Origin of the sequence: Trinickia dinghuensis (assembly GCF_003367175.1) — a bacterium.
GTDB lineage: Bacteria > Pseudomonadota > Gammaproteobacteria > Burkholderiales > Burkholderiaceae > Trinickia > Trinickia dinghuensis.
Genome location: NZ_QRGA01000009.1, coordinates 239,368 through 258,727 on the forward strand (window position 1 = coordinate 239,368; position 19,360 = coordinate 258,727).

General features: G+C 61.7%; 19 protein-coding genes. 10 read left to right on the plus strand and 9 right to left on the minus strand.

Translation table 11 applies throughout. From position 1 onward, the window contains the following. Positions 1-29: 29 nt before the first annotated feature. The gene (locus DWV00_RS17465; RefSeq protein WP_115534855.1) at positions 30-1,343 is read right to left on the minus strand and encodes an MFS transporter; all 1,314 of its coding nucleotides are present in this window, start codon (positions 1,341-1,343) and stop codon (positions 30-32) included. Between the two features lie 115 nt (positions 1,344-1,458). Beyond that, positions 1,459-2,541: a tartrate dehydrogenase gene (locus DWV00_RS17470; RefSeq protein WP_115534856.1), complete on the minus strand. Its 1,083-nt coding sequence runs from the start codon at positions 2,539-2,541 to the stop codon at positions 1,459-1,461. A 142-nt stretch (positions 2,542-2,683) separates the two neighbouring features. Between DWV00_RS17470 and DWV00_RS17475 the strand changes: the two genes are divergently transcribed. After that, complete coding sequence (locus DWV00_RS17475) at positions 2,684-3,595, plus strand: LysR family transcriptional regulator (RefSeq protein WP_115534857.1); 912 nt, start codon at positions 2,684-2,686, stop codon at positions 3,593-3,595. Between the two features lie 36 nt (positions 3,596-3,631). On the opposite strand, the gene DWV00_RS17480 is transcribed toward DWV00_RS17475, so the two are convergent. Beyond that, positions 3,632-4,555 (minus strand): LysR family transcriptional regulator, encoded by a 924-nt coding sequence (locus tag DWV00_RS17480; RefSeq protein ID WP_115534858.1) that lies wholly within the window; start codon positions 4,553-4,555, stop codon positions 3,632-3,634. A 114-nt stretch (positions 4,556-4,669) separates the two neighbouring features. On the opposite strand from DWV00_RS17480, the gene DWV00_RS17485 reads away from it, so the two are divergent. The 5 genes from DWV00_RS17485 to DWV00_RS17505 are packed head-to-tail and all read left to right on the plus strand — an operon-like array spanning position 4,670 to position 8,702. Then, complete coding sequence (locus tag DWV00_RS17485; protein ID WP_115534859.1) at positions 4,670-5,344, plus strand: RraA family protein; 675 nt, start codon at positions 4,670-4,672, stop codon at positions 5,342-5,344. Further along, positions 5,341-6,006, plus strand: a complete 666-nt coding sequence (locus DWV00_RS17490; protein ID WP_115534860.1) for an RraA family protein — start codon at positions 5,341-5,343, stop codon at positions 6,004-6,006. Before DWV00_RS17485 ends, DWV00_RS17490 begins: the two co-directional genes overlap by 4 nt. Beyond that, positions 6,003-6,653 (plus strand): RraA family protein, encoded by a 651-nt coding sequence (locus tag DWV00_RS17495; protein ID WP_115534861.1) that lies wholly within the window; start codon positions 6,003-6,005, stop codon positions 6,651-6,653. Before DWV00_RS17490 ends, DWV00_RS17495 begins: the two co-directional genes overlap by 4 nt. Next, positions 6,650-7,864, plus strand: coding sequence for a pyridoxal phosphate-dependent aminotransferase (locus DWV00_RS17500; RefSeq protein ID WP_115534988.1), 1,215 nt, complete (start codon positions 6,650-6,652; stop codon positions 7,862-7,864). Before DWV00_RS17495 ends, DWV00_RS17500 begins: the two co-directional genes overlap by 4 nt. 10 nt (positions 7,865-7,874) lie before the next feature. Beyond that, positions 7,875-8,702, plus strand: coding sequence for an alpha/beta fold hydrolase (locus DWV00_RS17505; RefSeq protein ID WP_115534862.1), 828 nt, complete (start codon positions 7,875-7,877; stop codon positions 8,700-8,702). A gap of 106 nt (positions 8,703-8,808) precedes the next feature. On the opposite strand, the gene DWV00_RS17510 is transcribed toward DWV00_RS17505, so the two are convergent. Then, positions 8,809-9,261: an outer membrane protein assembly factor BamE gene (locus tag DWV00_RS17510; protein ID WP_245964917.1), complete on the minus strand. Its 453-nt coding sequence runs from the start codon at positions 9,259-9,261 to the stop codon at positions 8,809-8,811. Positions 9,262-9,536: 275 nt separating this feature from the next. Here DWV00_RS17510 and DWV00_RS17520 point away from each other — a divergent pair, with 275 nt between their 5' ends. Beyond that, a complete protein-coding gene (locus tag DWV00_RS17520; RefSeq protein WP_115534864.1) occupies positions 9,537-10,748 on the plus strand; it encodes an RNA-guided endonuclease InsQ/TnpB family protein in 1,212 nt (403 codons plus the stop codon). A 22-nt stretch (positions 10,749-10,770) separates the two neighbouring features. Here DWV00_RS17520 and DWV00_RS34905 read toward each other — a convergent pair whose 3' ends face one another. After that, entirely contained in the window at positions 10,771-10,902 is a 132-nt protein-coding gene (locus DWV00_RS34905) for a hypothetical protein (protein ID WP_281272636.1), read from the minus strand. A gap of 280 nt (positions 10,903-11,182) precedes the next feature. Here DWV00_RS34905 and DWV00_RS17525 point away from each other — a divergent pair, with 280 nt between their 5' ends. After that, positions 11,183-11,563 (plus strand): hypothetical protein, encoded by a 381-nt coding sequence (locus DWV00_RS17525; protein WP_115534865.1) that lies wholly within the window; start codon positions 11,183-11,185, stop codon positions 11,561-11,563. Between the two features lie 109 nt (positions 11,564-11,672). On the opposite strand, the gene ydiJ is transcribed toward DWV00_RS17525, so the two are convergent. Further along, on the minus strand, positions 11,673-14,798 hold the full coding sequence (gene ydiJ, locus DWV00_RS17530; protein WP_115534866.1) for a D-2-hydroxyglutarate dehydrogenase YdiJ: 3,126 nt from the start codon (positions 14,796-14,798) through the stop codon (positions 11,673-11,675). Positions 14,799-14,957: 159 nt separating this feature from the next. Between ydiJ and DWV00_RS17535 the strand changes: the two genes are divergently transcribed. Continuing rightward, positions 14,958-15,914, plus strand: coding sequence for a LysR substrate-binding domain-containing protein (locus DWV00_RS17535; protein ID WP_115534867.1), 957 nt, complete (start codon positions 14,958-14,960; stop codon positions 15,912-15,914). Between the two features lie 43 nt (positions 15,915-15,957). Here DWV00_RS17535 and DWV00_RS17540 read toward each other — a convergent pair whose 3' ends face one another. After that, a complete protein-coding gene (locus DWV00_RS17540; protein ID WP_342766987.1) occupies positions 15,958-16,509 on the minus strand; it encodes a GNAT family N-acetyltransferase in 552 nt (183 codons plus the stop codon). A gap of 132 nt (positions 16,510-16,641) precedes the next feature. Here DWV00_RS17540 and DWV00_RS17545 point away from each other — a divergent pair, with 132 nt between their 5' ends. Further along, on the plus strand, positions 16,642-17,052 hold the full coding sequence (locus DWV00_RS17545) for a hemerythrin domain-containing protein (RefSeq protein ID WP_115534869.1): 411 nt from the start codon (positions 16,642-16,644) through the stop codon (positions 17,050-17,052). Positions 17,053-17,186: 134 nt separating this feature from the next. Here the strand turns inward: DWV00_RS17545 and DWV00_RS17555 are convergent, their stop codons facing one another. Together DWV00_RS17555 and choX are read right to left on the minus strand one after the other, a co-directional pair. Further along, entirely contained in the window at positions 17,187-18,329 is a 1,143-nt protein-coding gene (locus tag DWV00_RS17555; protein ID WP_115534989.1) for a porin, read from the minus strand. Positions 18,330-18,370: 41 nt separating this feature from the next. After that, positions 18,371-19,339, minus strand: coding sequence for a choline ABC transporter substrate-binding protein (choX, locus tag DWV00_RS17560; protein ID WP_115534870.1), 969 nt, complete (start codon positions 19,337-19,339; stop codon positions 18,371-18,373). Positions 19,340-19,360 lie beyond the last annotated feature (21 nt).

Consider the following 19,360-nt stretch of genomic DNA (forward strand, 5'->3'; position numbering starts at 1 on the left):
CGGCGTCGGTCTTTTGGCATCCACCCCTGTCAGTGGTCGTGTTTGGCCTGAGCCATCGCCGGCCGTCCTTCCTTGCTGCTCAGCAACAGGGTGACCACCGCCGAGACCGCCAGCGTGGCCCCGACGAAGTACAGGCCTGCGCTATAGCTGCCGGTTCGATGTTTCAACCAGCCGATCATGGCCGGGCCGAAGAATCCGCCAAGATTGCCGATCGAGTTGATCATCGCGATGCCCGCCGCCGCGCCGGCACCAGAGAGAAACTTGCTGGGCATGGCCCATAGCGGCGCTTTCGCCGCGCTGATGCCGACGTTCACGACGACGAGCGCGAGCACGATCAGCAATGCCGTATCGGCCTGCCCAGCGAACACGAAGCCGATGCAAGCGAGTACGCAAGGGATGACGACGTGCCAGGTGCGCTCCTTCGTTCGATCGGAGTGCCTCGCCCACAGAATCATCGCCACCACAGCGGCGATGCTAGGAACGGCGTTGAGCAAGCCCGTCTCCATCGCGCTGAATCCATACTGCCGGATGATCAGCGGCGCCCACAAGCCGAGCGTGTAAAGCCCCGCCGAGGTGCCGAAGTAAATCAGGGCAAGCGCCAGCACGCGCGGGTCGCGCAGCGCCTTCAGCGCGCCGGCCGTGTGCCCTGCATGAGACTCGCGCTCCCGCGATTCCTCTTTCATCCGCGCCACGAGCCAATCGCGCTCGTCGGCTTGCAGCCAGTTCGCTTGTGACGGCGTATCCGTGAGGAATTTCAGCACGACGAACCCGAGCAGAACCGCCGGAACCGCTTCGATCACATAAAGCCATTGCCAATTGGCGAGCCCGAGCATCGAGTGCATCTGCATGATCGCGCCCGAGATCGGCGAGCCGAGCACGGTCGAGAGCGGCGCCGCGGCCATGAACCAAGCGGCAGCGGCGGCACGCTGCTTGGTCGGAAACCACAGGCTCAGGTAAAGGATGATGCCGGGGAAGAAGCCTGCTTCGGCCGCCCCGAGCAGAAAGCGCAGGACATAGAAGCTGGTTGGGCCGGCCGTGAACGCGGAAGCGGCCGAGACGAGGCCCCAGGTGATCATCACGCGCGCGATCCAGATGCGCGCGCCCACCCGGTTGAGAATCAAGTTCGACGGCACCTCGAACAGAAAGTAGCCGATGAAGAACAAACCTCCGCCCAAACCGAACGCGGTCGACGACAGGCCGATGGCCTTGTTCATCGTCATCGCCGCGAAGCCCACGTTGACACGGTCCAAGAAACTCACGAAGTACAGCAGCATCACGAACGGAATGATGCGCCACGTGAGTTTGCGCGTTACCCGCGATTCGACGTCTGATTGCCTTTGCATTTGTCTCCTCCATCGAGGCTGGGCGGCGCTCTGTTCGATTCGGCGCCGCTCGCGTATCGGTACGACCTAGCGGTACAACTTTTTGGTACTGCTCTGCGACTATCCGGCGGCAGGATCAGGCCGCCACAGCTTCCTTCTGCAAGAACGCGCAGACGGCGGCCGTCACTTGCTCGGTCGTCGCCTGGCCGCCGAGATCGCGCGTGTGCAGTGCCGGATTCGCCGTCACGCTCTCGACGGCGCGCATCACGCGCGCGGCGGCATCCGCTTCGCCCAGATGCTCGAGCAGCATCACGACCGACCAGAACGTACCGATCGGATTGGCCAGCCCCTTGCCCATGATGTCGAACGCCGAGCCGTGAATCGGCTCGAACATCGACGGATAGCGGCGCTCGGGATCGATATTGCCCGTGGGCGCGATGCCGAGACTGCCGGCCAGTGCGGCCGCCAAATCGCTGAGGATATCGGCGTGCAGATTCGTGGCGACGATCGTATCGAGCGTCGCGGGGCGATTGACCATGCGGGCCGTCGCGGCGTCCACGAGTTCCTTGTCCCATTTGACGGCCGGAAACTCGAGCGCCACTTGATTGGCGATCTCGTCCCACATGACCATCGCGTGACGCTGCGCGTTGCTCTTCGTGATGACCGTCAGCAGCTTGCGCGGGCGCGACTGCGCGAGCCGGAAAGCGAACCGCATGATGCGTTCGACGCCCGCACGGGTGAGGATCGACACGTCGGTCGCGGCTTCGATCGGATGACCTTGGTGCACGCGGCCGCCCACGCCCGAGTATTCGCCTTCCGAGTTTTCGCGCACGATGACCCAGTTCAATTCCGCGGGCTCGCAGCGTTTGAGCGGCGCGTCGATGCCGGGAAGAATCCGCGTCGGCCGCACGTTCGCGTACTGGTCGAAGCCTTGGCAAATCTTAAGACGCAAGCCCCACAGCGTGACGTGATCGGGCACGTCGGGATCGCCCGCCGAGCCGAACAGAATCGCGTCCTTGTCGCGGATCCGATCGAGACCGTCCGCCGGCATCATCACGCCGTGCGCGCGGTAGTAGTCGGCACCCCAATCGAAGTCCTCGAAGTCGAACGCGAAACGGTCCGTCGTTTTGGCGAGCGCGTCCAATACCGCCCGGCCAGCCGGAACGACTTCCTTGCCGATGCCGTCGCCGGGGATGGTTGCAATGCGATAGGTCTTCATGTCTTTCGTCCGGGAAATGAATGAGCGTGTGAGCGAATGAGTGAATCGATGAGCCGACGTCGATGCACTCTACCGAATCGGAAGTTGAAGAAACGGTGCTAGACTCAAAGCGCCTTTAACTTAAATTCACAAATCAACCGCGATGGACGCCGTCCAACCTGCCGATTTGGGCTTCTTTTCGACGCTGGCCGCGTCAGGCAGCTTGAGTGCCGCGGCTCGGGAGCTAGGGCTGACGCCCGCAGCCGTCAGCAAACGGCTGTCGCAGATGGAGGAGCGAGCCGGCGTGCCGCTGATCAATCGCACGACACGCCGGATGATGCTGACGCCGGAGGGCGAGGTCTATCTGGAGCACGCGCGCCGCATCCTCGACGAAATCGACGAGTTGGGCGAACTGCTCGGCGGATCGAAGAAGAACCCGACGGGGCTCTTGCGCGTCAATGCCACTTTGGGTTTCGGGCGCAGCCACATCGGGCCGGTGATATCGGGATTCATCGCGCAATATCCGCAGGTCTCCGTACAGCTTCAGCTTTCGGTCGCGCCGCCCCCGATCAGCGACGATACGTTCGACGTCTGCGTGCGTTTCGGCGAGCCGCCCGACAGCCGCGTCATCGCTCGGCGTTTGGCGCCGAATCGACGGCTGCTGTGCGCGGCACCAGCCTATATCGCTCGACGCGGCCTACCCGCCACACCGCACGATCTCGCCAAGCACAATTGCATCGGCATTCGCCAGGGCGACGAGCCTTACGGCGTCTGGCGGCTCTCGAGCCAACGCGGCGCGGCGCGCCAGACCGAAGCCGTGCGCATCAACGGCAATCTGACGACGAACGACGGCGAGATCGCCGTGAAGTGGGCGCTCGACGGGCACGGCATCTTGATGCGCGCCGAATGGGACATCAAGGAGTACCTCGCCGACGGGCGCCTCGTCGCCATCCTGCCCGGCTACGACACGCCGGGCGCCGACATCTATGCGGTCTATGCCCAGCGGCATCAGCTGTCCACGCGGATCCGCGCGTTCGTCGATTTTCTTGCGCTGCGGCTTGCCGGGGCGGAATAGGTCCGTGGGCCGGGGGAGCGGCCGGGCCAGTATCGGCTAGCTTCGGCCGCGGCGCGCCTTGTGCGCGAGCCCACCCGCGCGAAGCACGGCAACGATTTCGTCGACGAGCGGGTTGTCGCGCGTGGCGTTCCATGCCACGGCGGTCGTGACAACGCTCAGGTTTTCCGTCAGCGGGCGTAGAACGACGTTTTGCGGGGCGAGCTTCCGGAGCGAGGCTGGCACCAATGCGATGCCTTGCCCGCAACCGACGAAGGCCACCTGCGAAGCCACCGAGCGCACCTCGTGTACGACACGCGGCAAGAATCCATTCGAGCGGCAGGCGTCGACGAGGCTGTCGAAATAGACGGGGCTGACGCGCCGGGAGAACATGACGAACTCCTCCTGCGCGAGTGCCGCGAGCCGGATGCGGGAGCGGCCCGCGAGCGCGTGGTCCATCGGCATCGCCACCATCAGCCGGTCTTGTTCGAGCGGCATCGAGCCAATCGCCGGCCCTAGCTCTCCCTCGAGCCGCGCGAATGCAAGGTCGATATCGCCCGATTCGAGGGCGGGTATCGCCTCGACGCTGTCGATTTCCTTCACCGATATGGTCAATTGCGGGTGGCCGGCTTTGAGCTTGGCGATCAGCGGCGGCAGGAGATCCATCATGGCCGACGAAATCGCACCGATCGTCAACACACCGCTGCGTCCGGCAATCGCTTCGTGCACAGCGAGTTCCAGCCGCTCCACTTGATCGGCGAATTTGCGCACCGCCGGCAAGATCGCCGCGCCCACGGGCGTCAATTGCGCCCCGCGTCGCGAACGCTCGAACAGCTTGACCTTGAGCGCTTGTTCCAGGGCTTGAATCTGCTCGGTCAACGGCGGCTGCGACATATTCAAGCGCTGCGCGGCGCGCCCGAAATGCTGCTCCTCGGCTACCGCGAGAAACAGCCAGAGATGGCGGATCAAACGAAAATTGACCATGGTCGATCGATAGGTTTGGCGTATTGAATCGTTACTTTATTCGGAATTTACATATCGTGTGCCGGAACCGAAAGTTAGGCATCGCAACTGCTGCTGCCACGCCGGTAACTTTCCATGTCTACTCATCCGCTCCTCGATCGCCTTGCCGCGCTCGACACCAACACTGTCTCCGACGCGCTCGATTTTCTCGGTCTGCCCGGAGCCACGTTCGGCCTGCGCCCGCTTTGGCATTGCCCCGCTATCGTCGGGCGCGCCAGCACGATTCAACTCGGGCCTAAAACCGACGCTAGGCCTACCGTCCATCTGATCTCTCCTGTCGTTGCCGAAATCCAGTCCGACGACCGCGTTCTCGTCATTGCGGGTGGAGCCGAAGGCATTTCGTGCTGGGGCGACATTCTCGCCAATGCCGCGAGATGCAAAGGCGTACGCGGTTCCGTCATCGACGGCGCGTCGCGCGACATCGAAGGCAGCGAATCGATCGGATACCCGGTCTTCGGTCGTGGCGTCACGATGATCAGCGCACGCAATCGCATCGTGCAAGTTTCGTCGGGACAGCCGATCATGGTCGCCGGCGTGCTCGTTCATGAAGACGACTATGTTATCGCCGATCGATGCGGGGTCGTCTTCGTGCCCGCCGCGCGAATCGAAGCTGTGCTCGAATTGGGCGAACGCATTGCAGCGCGTCAGCGCGGCATGGTTCTGGCCGTCCGCGCCGGCCGCTCAGTTGCCGATGTCATGCACGACAAAGAATTCGATGCCATCGCCATCAAGGAAGACTGCAAATCATGAAAGACGACGATCGCGAGTTGGCTGCGCTATTCGCGGGGCTCGACACGCCCGGCGTATCCGATGCGCTCGACAAGCTCGGCCTGAATGGCCAGTGCCTCGGCATCGTGCCGCTCGAGAACTACACCGGTGTCGTCGTGGGCCTTGCCTTCACGGTCAAATATGTCCCGGCCGCCACGCCACCTGGAACCGTCGGCGATTTCATCGACGACGTCCAGCCAGGTGATGTAGTCGTAATCGACAACGATGGCCGTACGGATTGCACCGTCTGGGGCGACATCATGACCCAATACGCGGGGGTTCGTAACATCGCGGCGACCGTCATCGACGGTGTCTGCCGGGACGTCGCCAAAGCGCTGAGCGACGAATATCCGTTGTTCACGAAGGGCCGCTTCATGCGTACGGGGAAAGACCGCGTCGAAGTCGGTGCCGTCAACGTGCCGGTGTCAATCGGAACGGCGCGCGTCTGCCCGCGCGACATCATCGTCGCCGATGCGAACGGCGTCGTCGCGGTCCCGCGCGATCTTGCGCGCGAGGTGGCCGAGACGGCACGGCAAATCGAGGCGGTAGAGGCAAACATCCGCGGCCAGATCGCAAGCGGCAAGACTTTGAGAGAAGCACGTTCGGCGCTCGGCTATCACACACTGCAACGGAGAGTTTCGTGAGCGAGAATCAATCATCGTTTGCGCTGCCGGCCGCTCTTGCGTCGCGTGCGCGAGCACTAGGCACCGCAACGCTCTATGAAGCATCCGGGCTGCCGTGCGCGGTCGATCCGCAGGTGCGTCCGGTTTGGCCAGGCGCATTCATTGCGGCGCCTGCCTATCCGCTCGTCTGCTCGCCCGGCGACAATCTGGCGATTCACATCGCCATGGAACGTGTGCCGCGAGGGAGCGCACTTGTCGTCGGCACGAGCAATTTCCTCGCGGGCTATTGGGGAGAAGTCCTGACCGTCGCCGCCGAAGCCGCGGGCGTCACCGGCCTGATCATCGACGGCGGCGTGCGCGACGTCGCGGCCATCGCCGCGCGCTGCTTTCCGGTGTTCGCACGCGGCATTTCCGTGCGCGGCACCGTGAAAGCGAGCGCGCCGTCGGTGGGAAAACCCATGATCTTCGCAGGCGCTGCTGTCGCGGCGGGCGATCTCGTCGTCGCTGACGATGACGGCGTCGTCTTCATTCCGTCCGCGGAGATCGAGCGAACGATCACCGCCGGCGAAGCTCGCGCGGAGAAAGAAGCCGCGATGATGCAGCGTATTGCGCAAGGCGAAAGCACCCTCGAATTGATGGGTCTGACGCAATGGAGGCACAACGCATGAGCACGGACACGCAACGTTTGAACGTGCGTCTGGCCGATGCGCAGCCATCGGCGACCTATCGCATGATCGACCGCGTCGCCGCGCGCCGTGCTGCCGGGGCGAAGATCATCTCGCTGAGCGCCGGCGAACCGGACTTCGACACACCGTCACACATCCGCGAAGCTGCCATCTACGCCATCCGCGCGGGCCATACCCGCTATACGCAGGTTGCCGGCCTGCGTAGCCTGCGCGAAGCGGTGGCCGATAAATTCCAGCGTGAGAACGCCCTCGAAATCGGCTGGCAAGACACGATCGTCTGCTGCGGCGGCAAGCAAGTGATCTACAACGCACTGGCCGCGACGCTCAACGAGGGAGACGAGGTCGTCGTGCCGGCGCCGTACTGGGTCAGTTACCCGGAAATAGTGCGGCTCTGCGGCGCGAAGGCGATCGTCGTCCGCTGCGGCAGCGATAGCGGCTTCAAGCTGACGCCCGGCGCCCTGGCCGAGTCGATCGGGCCGCGAACGCGTTGGCTGATCTTGAACTCGCCGTCCAATCCGACCGGTGCCGTCTACAGCCGCGAGGAACTCGCCGCGTTGGCGCAAGTGCTGCTCGATCATCCGCACGTCCTCGTGCTTTCGGATGACATCTACGAGCATCTGATCTTCGACGGCGCGCCGTTTCATACGATCGCGCAAGTCGAGCCGCGACTGATGCCGCGGGTATTGACGACGAATGGCGTGTCGAAAGCCTACGCGATGACAGGATGGCGCATCGGCTTCGGTACCGGCCCGCGCTGGCTTCTCAATGCCATGGAAAAATTGCAAGGGCAGCAGACCTCCGGTGCCAGCTCGATTTCCCAGCATGCCGCACTGGCGGCCTTGACGGGGCCGCAGCAGTTCCTCGATGAGGCGCGGTCCGTGTTCGAACAAAGGCGAGATTTGATGGTCGATTTACTCAACCAAGCTCGCGGGCTACGATGCGCGAAGCCGGCCGGGGCGTTTTACGCGTTCGCTTCATGTGCCGATCTGATCGGACTTCGCACGCCCGCAGGCGTTCAGTTGAAGGACGACGAAGACGTCGCAACCGCGCTACTCGACGAAGCCGGCGTCGCCGTCGTCCCGGGTAGCGCGTTCGGCCTCGCGCCATTCATCCGTATCGCCTATGCGCTCGACGACGACGCACTCGTCGCCGCGTGCCGCGCGATCCGGCAATTTTGCGAATCGCTCATTTAGGACGGGACCGATGCAACCGCTGCTTGAACAACGCACCGTGTCCACTTCCGTGGAGGGCGTCGAACTCGACATCGCAACCATGTATCGGGCCGGCGACCTGACGCCCATCGTATTTCTGCATGGCTTCGGATCGACGAAGGAAGACTACGCCGACATCGTTCACTATTCGGCCTTCGACGGCCATCCAGTCCTCGCGTACGATGCGCCCGGATGCGGGAAGACGCTTTGCAGCGACCTCTCTCGGGTTTCAATTCCGTTCCTCGTTGAGACGGCGGGGGCGATCCTCGATCGCTTCGGTATCGATCGATTCCATTTGGTCGGTCATTCAATGGGCGGGCTGACGGCGCTCATGCTCGCGCATGCAAACCCAGAGCGGATGCTGAGCTTCACGGACATCGAAGGTAATGTTGCCCCGGAAGACTGCTTCCTTAGCAGGCAAGTCATAGACTACCCGGCCGACAGCGACCAGGCGTTCTTCGATGCCTTCATCGAAAGAATCTGGCACTCGCCGTACTTCTCGTGCCCGCTCTACGCCGCAAGCCTGCGTCATAAGGTACGCGCGCAGGCGGTACGAGGGATCTTTACGTCGATGGTGGAACTGTCCGATCACGCCGATCTGATGACGAAGTTCTTGTCGCTGCCGTGCCTCCGCATGTTCATGTACGGCGAGCAGAACGCATCATTGTCGTATCTAGGACATCTACGAGACAACGGCGTGGCCTTAGCGGAGATCAAGCACGCCGGCCACTTTCCGATGTATTCGAATCCTGTGGAGATGTGGGGCCGCCTGGCGCAATTCCTTGCGGACGCCGGCATGAACGCCGATATGCCCGGCTAGTCGGTCTCCTCGCCGAATTTGATCAGATTGCCGCCGGGGTCGAGCACATAGCGTTCGGCCATACCCCGAATTTCGCATGACTCTCAGTCATTGCCTCTCCCCCTGATTAATGCCCGCGGAAGATATCGGATCGCGACGTCGTATAGACACGCCCCGACGCATCGAAATGCACGTCGAAGAACGCATCGCCCGACGGCCCGCCCTCCTGCCACTTCCAACTCCACACCGTCTCCGGCTTCAATCGATAGACAGCGACGTCACCAGGCTTCCCCAACAGCTGCCGCACTTCGTCCTGCGTCATGCCGATGCGCACTTTCGCGAAGTTCTCCGCCGTCAGCACTTGCGTGACAGAGATCAACTTGCCGTGCGCATCGATGTCGACCATATAGGTCGTCGTACCCTGCGGCCCCCGCGGATACTCGAGGCGTTTGAAGCCATCCGGCAACATACGCTCCGTTTCCGGCTGCCCCATCTGATCGCGAACCTGCGCCTCGGTCGTCACACCGGGCGTCAGCCCTCGCCAAAGGAGCGAGTCCGGCTTGATCGAAATGCACGTCAAACCTCGTCCTTCAGGGCGAGGAAGGATAGTGCGGACGCCGCAGGCGTCCTTCTGAGGGGTTGGTGCGGGCGCTGCTGGTCGATGCGCTGACGCACGATCTTAATCGGTGCCCCGCGCCGCAGCCACCCGCGAAATGGGAGGAGGACCGTAGTGTGCCTCCCCATCGCTTTTTCTGGGTGCTCGGGTAGGTCTTCTTTCTGACAAGTAGGCTCGGCACGCATTTTCAGAACTGTCCTAGGCGTCAATGTAACCGCCTCGGTGGACAATACGACCCTATGCAACGACTCCAAGCCTTCCGATTCGAACTGAAGCCGAACGGCGAACATGCGCGCAAGATGCGTCAGTTCGCGGGCATGTGCCGCTTCGTCTATAACAAGGCGCTGGCTTTGCAGAAGGAAACCCACGAAGCGGGTGGAAAGTTCATCGGCTATGTGCCGATGGCAAAGCGTTTGACGGCATGGCGCCATTCGCTGGAAACGCCATGGCTGAAGGAGGCACCGGTTCACACTTCGCAATGCGCGCTCAGGGACTTGGATCGCGCCTTCGTCAATTTCTTCGAGAAGCGCGCGGCCTTCCCCCGCTTCAAACGTAAGGGCATGGGCGATAGTTTTCGCTATCCTGACGCGAAGCAAATTAAGCTCGACCGGAGAAACGGCCGTATTGCGCTGCCCAAGCTCGGCTGGCTGCGTTATCGCAATAGCCGTTTGGTACTGGGTGAGGTGCGCAGCGCGACGGTATCGCTTCGCGCAGGCAAGTGGTACGTATCCATTCTCACGGCGCGCGAGGTCGAGCAGCCGGTTCCACATGGCCCGGCGGTGGGTATCGATGTAGGTGTCGTACGTTTCGCGACGCTGAGCGACGGTACGTTTATCGCGCCACTGAGCAGCTTCAAGAAACACGAACAGCGCCTCGCGAAGTATCAGCGTCGCATGGCGCGCAAGGTGAAGGGCTCGGCGAACTGGAAGAAGGCTAAGGTCAGAATTCAACGCATTCACGCGAGCATCGCAAACGCACGCTCGGATTTTCTGCATAAGGCATCGAACACGATCTGCAAAAACCACGCAATGATCGCCGTCGAAAACCTTCAAGTGCGCAACATGACGCGCTCGGCCAGAGGGACGGTCAAAGCGCCGGGGCACAACGTTCGAGCAAAAAGCGGGCTGAACAAGTCGATCCTCGATCAGGGATGGGGCGAGTTCCGTCGCCAACTCGCGTACAAGACGGCGCGGCACGGCGGTCTCTTCATCGCCGTTGCGCCGCGGAACACGAGCCGCACGTGTCCGTGCTGCGGTCATATATCGGCCGGCAACCGTAAGACGCAAGCCCTATTCGCCTGCATCAAGTGCAGGCACGAGGCAAACGCCGATCACGTCGGCGCAATCAACGTTTTAGCGGCGGGACACGCCGCGATTGCCTGTGGAGGGATGACGCTGTCAGGTCGCCCGGCGAAGCAGGAACCCACTGAAGCGCAAGCCATCGTGGCTTAAGCGCAGTAGGAATCTCCGCCCTTTAGGGCGGTGAGGATGTCAACGCATTGAGAAACGCTTTGAGTTTTCCCATCGTTTGCTCGTATTCACGATCGTCGCAGCCTGTGAGCGCAAGCGACACACTCAGGCCGGCGACGATGGCCAGCAATTTCATCGAGTTTTTCATCTTGCATGAACGATACGCGTAACGCGTTGCCGATCGATGGGTAAGCATAGCGCACCTCGGTGCGGACATTCAAAACGAAGCGCTCCGAGAAACCTAGTTCGGTTGAAGGTTCGCTTGAAAGTTCAATCGATCGAACCCAAGACGCACGTTCATTCGTTTCGTCACACCGCTTACGTTTTGTCACGAGAGCCGCGTCAACTCGCGTCATCTTCGCAGCGTTAAACCGGCAGCGCTGAACTCTTTCGGCCGCCCTAAATAGGAGTCACCTATGAAGACGATGTTTGCTGCCCTCGCTTCCGCCCTGCTCGTTTCGACGGCTTTCGCACAAACCACCGCGGCACCTGCGCCGTCCACCAACGCAACCACGTCGGCTCAAGCCGGCCAAGCCAACTTGAAGGCGAGCACCGCAGTACAAAACGACACGGTGAAGACCGATACGGCGACTAACGAAGCCGGCGCTGCAAGCGAGAAGGCGACGACGAAAGGTCACGCTGCGAAGAAGTCGGCCGTGCATTCGAAGAAGACGCACGCGCACAAGATGAGCAAGAAGAAGGAAAGCACCGCCGCCGGTGCCGATAAGCAAGCCGCCCCGGCAAAGGCCGACGTGAAGGCCGACACCAAGACCGATGCCGCCACGAAGACGCAATAACGAGATCGGTCACCGGCAGATACCAGTCCGCGGTCCATAACGCTGGAAACGCCGTTAAGGGCGAGCCTTCGGGCTCGCCCGCTTTTATTTGCTCTACTGTTTCTACTGCTTACAGGCAACGATCACCGCTGCGATAGACATCGAGCAATGCTTCGATCGGATGCCGAAGCCGGCGACCTCTCAGGCGATTGACCTGGCATCGGCACGAATAGCCTGTCGCCAGCAATTCAGGCCGATCGGTTGCGGCCTGCCGCGTGCCGCCAGGAGATAACCACGCATCGACGTGCCGAGCCCAAGACTGCTCGAAGATAGTCTTCGACGTCTCGACATTGCGTGCTTCGTGCCCATAGGTACCTGACATGCCGCAGCATCCGCTCGCGGGCATCGTCAACGACAGCCCTGCTCGAGCGAATACGTCGGGCCAAAGCGCCGCGGCGGCCGGCGCGTTCGTCCGCTCGGTGCAATGCGCCAGCAAGCGATAATGTGCGGCGACGCCCGAGCTTTCGCCCCGTAGAGCATTCGTCGAATCGCTGCCGCTGTCGGACGCGCCTGCGCTAAGCGCGTCGATGAGCCATTCCTGGGGCAGCATCACCATCGGACATCCGTCGACGCCGTCCACCTTCCGATACTCCTGCCGGTACACGAGCGTCATGGCTGGGTCCATGCCGATCAGCGGCACATCGAACGCGGCGAGCGCGCGCAACTGTGCGGCGTTTCGCAGTGCAGTGCGCCTGAATGCGCGCAAGAACCCTTGGACATGCAGCGGCTTTCCATTCGGCATGTACGGCGCAAGGAACACGCGATAGCCGAGCCGCACGGCAAGTTCGACGAACGCCGCAACAACGCCCGTTTCGAAGAACTGCGTGAACGCATCCTGAACAAAGATGATGCTGCGCTTGCGCTGCGCGTCGCTTAGCTTGCTTAAGCTTTCCGCGGTTGCGGGTTCAACTTGCCATCGCCGGGTCACGTCTCTCCATGACGCCTCGCTCAACAACGGACTATCGACAATGCCGGCGACACGCCTCAACAGCGCTTTAACCGCGAGGGCACGCATCAACACGTTGTAGACCCGGCGCGCACCGGGAATTGCCGCCACGTAGGGCATGCTGTACTCGAGCGACCCGATCAGGTAATCCCGCGGCGACCGCGCGTAGCGCGAGTGATAGTGTTCGAGGAAGCGGGCCCGAAACTCCGGCACGTTGACCTTGACCGGGCATTGTCCCGCACACGATTTGCAAGCGAGGCAACCCGCCATCGCGCCATGGACTTGATGTGAGAAGTCGCGCTCGCCGCGATGCTTGCGCCATGTATTGACGATCCGCACCGGCAGCGCCGCGGGCGTTGGCTCAGAAATCAAATCCGCCCCCGCCTCGCCCTGGAGCCTCAGCCACTCGCGCATCAACGATGCACGCCCCTTCGGCGAATGAATCCGTTGCCGAGTCGCCTTCCACGACGGGCACATCGCATCGTCGGGATCGAAGTTGTAGCAGGCCCCATTGCCGTTGCAATGCACGGCATCGCCGTTACGCTGCCAAACGCGCTCGTCGATGCGCCGGTCGGCCTCGCCTCGGATCGGCACCGCATCGATACGGAGCAGCGATTTGCCGCTATCGGCCGGCGTCGCGATTTTGCCGGGATTGAGTTGATCGTGAGGATCGAACGCCGCTTTGAGCCGTTGCAGCGCGGGATACAGCGGGCCGAAGTATTCGGGCACGTACTCGGATCGAACGCCCTTTCCATGCTCGCCCCACAGCAGGCCGCCGTACTTCAGCGTCAATGCCGTCACGGCATCGGAGATCGGCCGGATCAACGCGGCTTGACGCGGATCGCGCATGTCCAATGCCGGTCTCACGTGCAATACGCCCGCATCGACGTGCCCGAACATGCCGTATCGCAAACCTAGGCCGTCGAGCAGTGCCCGAAATTCCGCTATGTAGTCAGGCAGATTCTCGGGCGGCACGGCCGTGTCTTCGACGAACGGCTGCGGGCGGCTTTCTCCGCTCACGTTGCCGAGCAAGCCTACGGCGCGCTTGCGCATGGCGTAGACGCGATTGACCGCTGCCTCGCCCTCGGCGATCGTGACTGCCATTCGGCGGCCACCGGCGTCCGTTTTCAAGTGTTCGACGAAGGCTTTCACCTTGGCCCGCAGTTCTTCGGCATCGTCGCCGCTGAATTCGACGAGATTGATGCCCCCGGCTCCATCCTCGGAAGCGCCGACGTCGGGCAAGTATTCGGCCACGTTCCGCCAAACGATATCCTGCCGAGCAAGCGTCAACACGGTCGAATCCACCGTTTCGATCGACAGCGGACGGTGTGCCATCAGCGGCTGCGCGTCACGCAATGCATCCATGAAGCTCGCGTAGCGGATGTTGACGAGCGAGGCATGCGCCGGAATCGGCAATACGTTCAGCGTCGCTTCCACCACCAAGCCAAGCGTGCCCTCCGATCCGCACAGGATGCTGTTGATGTCGAAGCGGCCGGCATCGTCGCGCAGATGTGCGAGGTCGTACCCTGTGAGGCAACGATTCAGTTTTGGAAAGCGCTCGCGAATCAGGTCCGCATGACGTTCGCTGACATCGCGCGCGGTGCGATAAACGAGCCCGACCTTATCTTCGCGGCTACACAGGCCGTTCAAGGCTGCGGTGTCCACCGGCGCGCTCGATAAACGCTCGCCGCCGATCAAAATCGACTCCAGTGCCAAGACGTGATCGCGCGTCTTTCCGTAAGTGCAACTACCCTGACCGCTCGCGTCGGTACTGATCATGCCGCCGATCGTCGCGCGGTTCGACGTCGAAAGCTCGGGCGCAAAAAATAGGCCGTGCGGTCTGAGCGCGGCATTGAGCTGGTCTTTGACGACGCCGGCTTCGACGCGCACCGTGCGCGTCTTCGGATCGATCGACAAGATCCGGTTCATATGACGGGACAAGTCGACGACGATGCCGTCCGTCAACGATTGACCGTTCGTTCCTGTGCCGCCGCCGCGCGCGGCAACCGTCACCCGGCGAAATTCCGGCTGACCGAGGAGTGCTGCGATGCGCTGCACGTCTTGCGCATGGCGCGGAAAGACCGCCGCCTTAGGATAGCGCTGGTAAATCGAGTTGTCGGTTGACAACACCGTTCGGAGCGCTTGGCTGTAGTCGATCTCGCCTTCGAATCCCGACGCTCGCAGTTCGACGAAGAAGCTTGTATGCAGACTATCGGTCGAATCGTTGGGGGGGAGGCGGGCAATCGTCATCTATCTGCGCTCGGTGCCGGTCATATTGGGTTTCGACCATGTAAACTCTGCATGGGACGAAGCATGCCGGCACATGCATCTCTCCCATTCGATCGATTTTCCGAGGCTCTTCCACCGTGCGCAAGCGGAAGTTCTTCGGGATGTTCATGAGATTTATGAATGAATTACCGCAAGCTCACCCCGTCGATGTCGCTGCTCCTGGCGTTCGAGGCTTCGGCCCGTCATCGGAGCTTTACCCGCGCGGCCGAGGAGCTATCGTTGACGCAAAGCGCCGTCAGCCGCCAAGTACAGACGCTGGAGGCCATGCTCGGCGTGGCGTTGTTCCAGCGCGAGGGCAAGCGCATCGTCCCCACCGATGCGGGCCGCGCCTATATGACCGAGGTGGGTGCCGCGTTGACGTTGATCCGTAACGCGACGTTGCAAGCCTTGTCTTCCGAGGCGCTCGGCAAGCGCCTGCGCGTGGCGACGCTGCCGACGTTCGGCGCGAAATGGCTTTTGCCGCGCCTGCACCGTCTTTATCAAGCGCATCCCGATCTGCAGATCGATCTGCATTCGCGAATCGAGGAAGTCGACTTCTCGTCGCAGCCGCTCGATGCGGCAATCGCTGTCGGAGATGGGCGCTGGCCGAACGTGGTGGCGCACCGGCTCTATGCCGAGGAGCTCGTGTTGATCGGCAGCCCAACCGTATTGAAGGCAAAGGAAAAGCGGCAACGCGGCGGCCGCGCTCGATCGCGTGCGGGCGCCCAAACCATACGCCCGACCGTCGCCATGCTCGAAGGGCTCACCCTTGTGCGAGTCAGCAGCTTTCCCGACGCTTGGCGCGAATGGTGCGCGCATTTTGGGCTGCCCCATGATGCGCTGCGGCTCGGCCCGAGCTTCGAGTTGACGTCGCATCTGATTCAAGCGGTCGTTGCGGGGATCGGGGTGGGACTCGTGCCGCATATGCTCGTCGAAGACGAGTTGAACGATGGGCGGCTGTGCAGCCCTTTCGAGCCGGTGCCAAGTTCACGTTCCTACTATTTCACGTACCCCGAGCGCGTTCAGCGTCACCCTGCGCTCGTGGCATTCCGCGAGTGGCTGTTGCATGAGTTGGTCGTACCGCGGCCATCAGTGTGAAGCGATGCTCACTGCGAGCCCAGAAGGTTACGCCAATCGGGATCTATCGATCACCGGCGCTCGCCGCAGATGCCGTGAAGTCCGTCCGGATCAACGCGAACTGAAGCAGATCGTGGTAGGCGCCATGCCAATAACCAGCCTGGCGCAGGTAGCCCTCGCGAGCGAAACCGAGCGTCTCGAGCGTTTTGATCGAAGGCTCGTTCTCCGGGTGAACCTGGGCTTCGACGCGGTTCAACTGCATCGTCTCGATGCCATAGCCAATCGCGGCGCACAAAGCTTCGCGCATGTATCCTTGGCCGCGGGCTGATCGCGCCAGCTCATAGCCGACCGTGCAACTGCGCCATCCGCGGTTCCAGCGGAACAGACCGCACGTGCCTAGAAACGCCTTATCCTCTCTCCTTTCAATTGCCCAACGAAAACCCGACCCGCCGCTTCGTAAGTTGGCGAATACCTGAACCATCCTTTCCGCGTCGCTGAGTTGGGTCATTGGATCCGTACCGAACCATCGCATGCCTTCGGCATCGGAATGTACCGCGAACAACGCGCGGGCATCATCGGGCAGTATCTCGCGCAGCGAAAGGCGCGACGTCGCCAACAGCGGGAATGAGTCCATGGGATCAGGTCGAAGATTTCGTAAAGAAAATCGCTTCCGATCCCGCAATCTATCATCTAAAGTTTCCTGACGAATCGGACATAATACGTTTGACACACATCTAAGGGGACGCGGATGAACATCGACAAGTTCAAGCATCAGCACATCGAGATCATGGAAGCCGTGAACGAGTTGCGCCACCTGGTGGCCGAGGGCATCGTGAGAAACGCCGACCGGATCGCAGCCAAGATGGTCTCGATGAGCGGCACGATCAAGCTGCACTTGTCGGTCGAAGATTCCGTGCTCTACCCCGCGCTACAGAAATCGCAGAACGCTGCGCACGTAGCGTTGGGCAACCGGTACCGTTCCGAAATGGACGGCCTGGCCGCCGCCTACACACAGTTTGCCGGAAAATGGCTGTCCGCCAAGCGAATCGCCGATGACGCCGACGGCTTTCGAGCCGACGCGAACACGGTCTTCAAAGCGCTCCACGAGCGGATCCAGCGGGAAAACAAAGAACTGTATCCCGTGCTGGAGCAGATCTAGGACTACGAGCAGTCGGTACAACTCGGCGTCGAATACGCGCCCGCACAGCCGTTCGACTGCGGGCGTCGGGAGCGCGCGAAAAAAACAGCGGGCCGTGCCAAAGACACGCCCGCCAAAGTACGACGAGGAGTTGCTCAGAACGAATGCCGCATGCCAATGCGCACGTCGGCTTGCGTCGACGTGGTCGACGGCGTGAAGCTGTATCCGATTACCGCGTCCACTCCGCTCGACGCTTTCAAATAGTCTCCGGAGATATAAACGTCCGTCCACTTCGACAACAGATAATGCAACCCTGCCGACACCTGATTCCAATGGTGTCCTTCGAAGTGCGTGTACTGATACCCGCCGTCCAAGGTCAGTGCGGGCGTCATGCTCCAAGACGCCCCGCCCTCCCCGACTTGCATATGTGAAGACTGGCCGAATCCCTTGATCGTCGTATAGGAGTAGTTGCCCATCAGCATCACGGGACCGAGCTTATAGCTCGCACCGACGCCGAGCGTGCCTTGCTTGTCCACCGCGAACGCCGTACTCGAATACAGATCCGTGATCGCTCCCGTGGTGGGGTTAACGCTCACGGTAGGCTGGCCGAGGAAGGTCTGCGTCCCGATCATCGCGTACGGATCGAACCCGTAAATACCGTTCGGATTGTTCAACTGCGTATAGGCGGCACCCATCGTAAAGGGGCCATTCGCATAGTGCGCCCCGACGCTATACGCACTGTTTTGATGGAAATTGCCGGCGATGTTCCCGAACGACCACATGCCCCCGAACTTGAACCCATCGATGTCGTTCGACATGAACTTCACCGAGTTAGGCAGACGATCCCCATTGAATCGATCGAAGTCGCCCTGATGGATCGCGTATCCGCTTGCCCACGCGGAGATGTTGTACAAGAACACCATCTCCTCGGTCATGTCGAGCTGATCGCCTAACGACACCGTGCCCCAAGGGCTGGAGAGGCCGACGTAAGCCTGCCGGCCGAACTCGGCGCCGCCGAAGGCCAGCCTGCCCGTGCCGAGCTTGAATCCGCTTTCCAGCGCGAACACGGCGGCCAGCCCGTTTCCGAGATCCTCCTTGCCCTTGATGCCCCAACGGTTGCCGTAGGAAATGCCGTCATCGAACCTCACGACATGCGAGCCGCCGGTATTGGTCACGTAAGTGACGCCGGCATCGAGAATGCCGTACAGCGTGACGCTGCTTTGAGCGTGGCTGACGGCCGGCGAACAGGCGAGCGCCAGCGCCACGCCCGATAGAATCGGGGCGCGTAATGCTTTCATCATGATGGTCTCTTTGTGTTGTCTAGCTGTAGCTGTGGGTATCAGTGATCGGCAAGTGCGCTATTGACCGCCTGCAATCCATTCGCGCCGCTCGCTGTCGTTACGCCGTCGAGCCAAGGCCCAAGCATCTGCGGATGAGCCTTCAGCGCGTCCCTCGCGGCCGTATTCACGCTCACCTTGTTCTGCAGAACGTTCGCGATGATCTTGTTTTCGAGGTCGACGTTGAACGTCATCTGCTTGAACAGGCGGCCGAGATTGGTGCACTGATTCGCGAACCCGGTCCGGGTCACCGTATTGACCGTCGCGCCGCCATAGTTCGGGCCGAAGTACGCATCTCCGCCCGACAGATACGTCAAATGAAACTCCGTGTTCATCAGATGGGGCTCCCACGCGAGAAACACGATCCACTTCTTGTCTCGAACCGCGCGTCCGACCTGCGTCAACATCCCCGTCTCGCTCGATGCGACGAGCTTCCAATCGCCGAGTCCGAACGCCTTGTCGCCGATCATCTTCGAGATATTCTGATTCGCCGGCGCGCCCGGCTCGATACCGTAAATCCTGTCGCCGAACTTCTCGCTGTACTTGGCCAGATCCGCGAACGTATGCACGCCCGCCGCCGCCACGTAATCCGGCACCGCCAGCGTGAACTTCGCATTCGTCAAATTGGCATGCAGCACGTCGATCGAATGGCTGTCGACGAACGGCTTCACGAGCGGGCCCTGCGCCGGCATCCAATTGCCGAGGAACACGTCGACCTGCCCTTTCTTCAACCCCTCGTACGTGATCGGTACCGATAGATTCGCGACGTCCTGGTGATAGCCGAGCGCGCCCAATATCACGCCGGCCATGGCATTGGTCGCATCGATGTCGGTCCATCCGGGATCGGCCATGCGCACTTGCGTGCAACTGCCGGGATCCGCTGCGTGCGTCGTCGCCCAAGGCACGATGGCAGCCGCCGATAAGAGCGCGGCGATCCAGCGCCGGGACTTGTGGTGCGTGCTTCCGTTCATTTCCCACTCCTGTGTGGTAGA